Raw genomic sequence first — 3,528 nt, 5'->3', positions numbered from 1 at the left:
GCCGGCCGGCAGGTCGGAGATGATCTCGGCCTTGTAGGCCTCGCCGATCTCCTTGAAGTGCTTGATGGCCTCGTCGCGGTCCCAGACCTCGCGCACGATCTTCTCGTCGCGGTCGACGATCTCCTTCATGCGCTGCTCGATGGTCGCCAGGTCGTCCAGGCTGAACGGCGTCTCGCGGGCGAAGTCGTAATAGAAGCCGTCCTCGATGGCCGGGCCGATGGTCACCTGCGTGCCGGGGAACAGTTCCTGCACCGCCTCGGCCATCACGTGGCTGGCGTCGTGGCGGATGGTGTCCAGCGCCTCGGGGCTCTCGCGCGTCAGGATCTCGAAGGCGCCGCCCGCGGGCAGCGGCCGGTCGAGATCGTAGAGCGCGCCGTCCAGCTTGATCAGCAGGGCGCGCTTCTCCAGCGACTTGGCGATGGAGGCGGCGACGTCACGGCCCGTGACGCCATCGTCGTATTGGCGTTGGGAGCCGTCGGGGAAAACCAGGTCGATCATGATTCACATATCCAGTTCCGCGCGGCGGACCCCGGTCCTTTGGGGGTCTTGTCTCGCGGTTGGGGGACCGGGTCGTAGCCCGAACCTCCCCAGGGATGACAGCGACACAGCCGCCGGGCCGCGAGCCAGGAGCCGCGCCAGGGGCCGTGACCGATCAGGGCGTCCGCCGCATATTCCGAACAGGTCGGAAGAAACCGGCATTGGCGCCCGATCAGGGGCGAGAGCGTCAGCTTGTAGGCGCGGAGCGCGCCTCTGACGCAGGTTTCATAGAGGGTCATGCCGGCTCGCGGACGTGCGATTCACTCGCAGCGATTACGCCGAGCTAGGTCGGCGATCAAGCCGCGCCGGCGGGGCTAGTTCGGGCGGTGGCCTTTCGGACAGCGTCGACGACGGCCTCGAACGCGAGCAGCGTCGAGGCATGTCGGGCGGGATAGTCCTTGACCGGGGCGAGCATCGAGAGATCCGAAAAGCGTCCTGCAGGCGGAGGTCCGCCTTCCTTCAGCATAGCCCGGAAGTCCTCGCGGGCCAACTCCAGCTCCGCCAGGCTCGCGCCCATGACGTTGGCGCCCAGCACCGAGGCCGAGGCCTGACCCAGGGCGCAGGCCTTCACCTCCTGGGCGAAATCGCTGACCACGTCGCCCTCGAGCACCACGTCGACCACCACCCGGCTGCCGCACAGCTTGGAGATCTTCTCCGAGCTGGCGTGGGGCGCGGCGAGGCGCCCGGCGTGCGGCAGGTTCGCGGCCAGCTTGAGCAGTTTCGCCGAATAGAGGTCGTCGATCATGTGGCTGATGTAGGCGCCCCGCCCTGGGCGCGCCACCGCGCCTCGGCCTGGGCCTTCAGGGCCTCGTTCATGGCCTGGAAGCCGTGATGGACCTTGCGGCCGATCCGCTTGACCACCCGCGGGCCCAGCAGGCCGCCGAACAGTTCGCCGTTGGAGACGATGCAGCTGGCCACGTCCAGGATCTCGATCTCGATGAAGCGGGTATTGTTCACCAGCCCGCCCATCATCTTGAGCTTCCAGTGGAGCTGGTCGTTGGGCACCCATTCCAGGACCGTGGGCTTGATCACCTGCGGCGCCTCGCCCTCAAGCACCATGGTCAGCGCCAACTCCGCCCCGATCCGCACCTGGCCCTCGGCCTTCACATAGAGCGGGTTCCAGTCGGCCCAGCCCTCAAGGTCGTAGATCAGGTCCCAGATCACCTCGGCCGGCGCCTGCACCCCGATCCGATGCTCCACCCGCACGCCGCTGGGCCCCGCGGCCTTGGGCGCGACATTGAACGTGAACCCCGCCGCCGGGGTGAAGGTCTTGGGTCTGTTCTGGTTCAATCCAGGCATCAGGCCTGCTCCTTGATCCGCCAGGTCGCCCCCGTCGGTCCGTCCATCACTTCTACATTTAACGAGGTAAGTTCGTCGCGGATGCGGTCGGCGGCGGCCCAATCTTTCGCGGCGCGGGCTTCGACGCGCTGGGCGATCAGGCCGTCGATGCGATCCTTCATGCCCTCGTCGACGCCGCCCTGGAACCAGGCCTCGGGATCGCCGGCCAGGAAGCCGATCAGATTGGCGGCCTCCAGCAGCACCTGGCGGTGGTAGCGCGCCTCGCCCTCGGCTCCGTCACGGATGGCCAGGCGCAGGCGGTCGGCCAGTTCGAACAGGGCCGCGAAGGCCGCCGGCGTGTTCAGGTCGTCGTTCAGCGCCGCCATGAACCGCTCGGTGTCCGGATTGACCCCCGCGTCATAGCCCTTGGCCTCCGGCGCCGTGGCGGTGTCGCCCAGGAAGCGGTTGGCGTCCTGGACGGCGCCATAGAGCCGGTCCAGCGCCTTCTTGGCCTGCTCGATCAGCTCGCCGGTCCATTCCAGCGGCGCGCGGTAGTGGCCGACCAGCAGGGCCCAGCGCAGGGCCTCGCCGGGCGCCTGCTTCACCAACTCATGGACCAGCACCACATTGCCCAGGCTCTTGGACATCTTCTCGTCGCCGAAGTTCAGGAAGCCGTTGTGCATCCAGTAGTTGGCGTAGCCCACGCTGTGGTCGTGGCCGGCGCACAGACCCTGGGCCATCTCGTTCTCATGGTGCGGGAACAAGAGGTCGATGCCGCCGCCATGGATATCGATGGGCAGGCCCAGGCTTTGCTCGATCATGGCCGAGCACTCGATGTGCCAGCCGGGGCGGCCGGGACCCCAGGGGCTCTCCCAGACCGGCTCGTTCTCCTTCGACGGCTTCCATAGCACGAAGTCGGCCGGGTGCTGCTTGTAGGGGGCCACGTCGACCCGCGCGCCGGCGATCATGTCGTCCATCGGCTGGCGCGAGAGCTTGCCGTAGTCGGCATAGGCCTGGGTGTTGAAGATGACGTGCCCCTCGGCCGCGTAGGCCGCGCCGTTCTGAACCAGGCGGCCGATCATGGCGATGATGGCGTCCATGGTCTGGGTGGCGCGCGGCTGCTCGGTGGGCCGCAGGGCGCCGAGCACCGCCATGTCCTCGTTATAGATCGCCAGATAGCGGTCGGTGATCGTGTCGATTGGCACGCCTTCCTCGGCGGCCTTCTTGTTGATCTTGTCATCCACGTCCGTGACGTTGGCCGCGTAGACCACCGAGTCCTCGCCATAGAGACGGCGCAGCAGGCGGAACAGCACGTCGAAGACCACCACCGGCCGAGCGTTGCCGATGTGGGCGTAGTTGTAGACCGTCGGACCGCACACATACATCGTCACCCGGCTCGGATCCTTGGGGACGAAGGTCCGCTTTTCGCGGGCCATGGTGTCGTAGAGGGCGAGGGTCATAGGACTCTTTTTCAAGGTGACGCTGCGTGACGATTGCCGGACTAGGCCTTGGCCCCATATACAGAGCGCTCGGACGGGAGGCCATGGGGCGATAGCGGCCCTTCTCACGTCTTGACCTATGGGTGACACGCGTCATTTCCGGGACCATCGTCCCGGCGCAACTCAGGCCCGGGAAAGAACCGCTCACACATGGACGCTCCTAGTCGCGACCGAACCCTGATCGGCGGCGCCGATCTTGATCTTGAAGCCGTGA

The 3,528-nt window shown here is 66.9% G+C and carries 5 protein-coding genes; all 5 read right to left on the bottom strand.

What is annotated here, in order from left to right; translation table 11 throughout:
* On the bottom strand, window positions 1-498 hold a 498-nt coding region (locus Q8Q88_RS17470; RefSeq protein ID WP_305676458.1), incomplete at its 3' end, for a TGS domain-containing protein.
* A complete protein-coding gene (gene yidD / locus Q8Q88_RS17465) occupies window positions 495-776 on the bottom strand; it encodes a membrane protein insertion efficiency factor YidD (RefSeq protein ID WP_254835778.1) in 282 nt (93 codons plus the stop codon). The genes yidD and Q8Q88_RS17470, both read right to left, overlap by 4 nt.
* A 56-nt stretch (window positions 777-832) precedes the next feature.
* Complete coding sequence (locus tag Q8Q88_RS17460; RefSeq protein WP_305676457.1) at window positions 833-1,282, bottom strand: iron-sulfur cluster assembly scaffold protein; 450 nt, start codon at window positions 1,280-1,282, stop codon at window positions 833-835.
* Complete coding sequence (locus Q8Q88_RS17455; RefSeq protein WP_305676456.1) at window positions 1,279-1,836, bottom strand: SRPBCC domain-containing protein; 558 nt, start codon at window positions 1,834-1,836, stop codon at window positions 1,279-1,281. Before Q8Q88_RS17455 ends, Q8Q88_RS17460 begins: the two co-directional genes overlap by 4 nt.
* On the bottom strand, window positions 1,836-3,275 hold the full coding sequence (gene cysS / locus Q8Q88_RS17450) for a cysteine--tRNA ligase (protein ID WP_305676455.1): 1,440 nt from the start codon (window positions 3,273-3,275) through the stop codon (window positions 1,836-1,838). The genes Q8Q88_RS17455 and cysS overlap by 1 nt, the downstream gene beginning before the upstream one ends.
* Between the last annotated feature and the right edge of the window lie 253 nt (window positions 3,276-3,528).

The sequence above is a fragment of the Phenylobacterium sp. genome (genome assembly GCF_030697925.1).
GTDB lineage: Bacteria > Pseudomonadota > Alphaproteobacteria > Caulobacterales > Caulobacteraceae > Phenylobacterium.
This window is presented reverse-complemented; position numbering and strand designations above follow the sequence as displayed.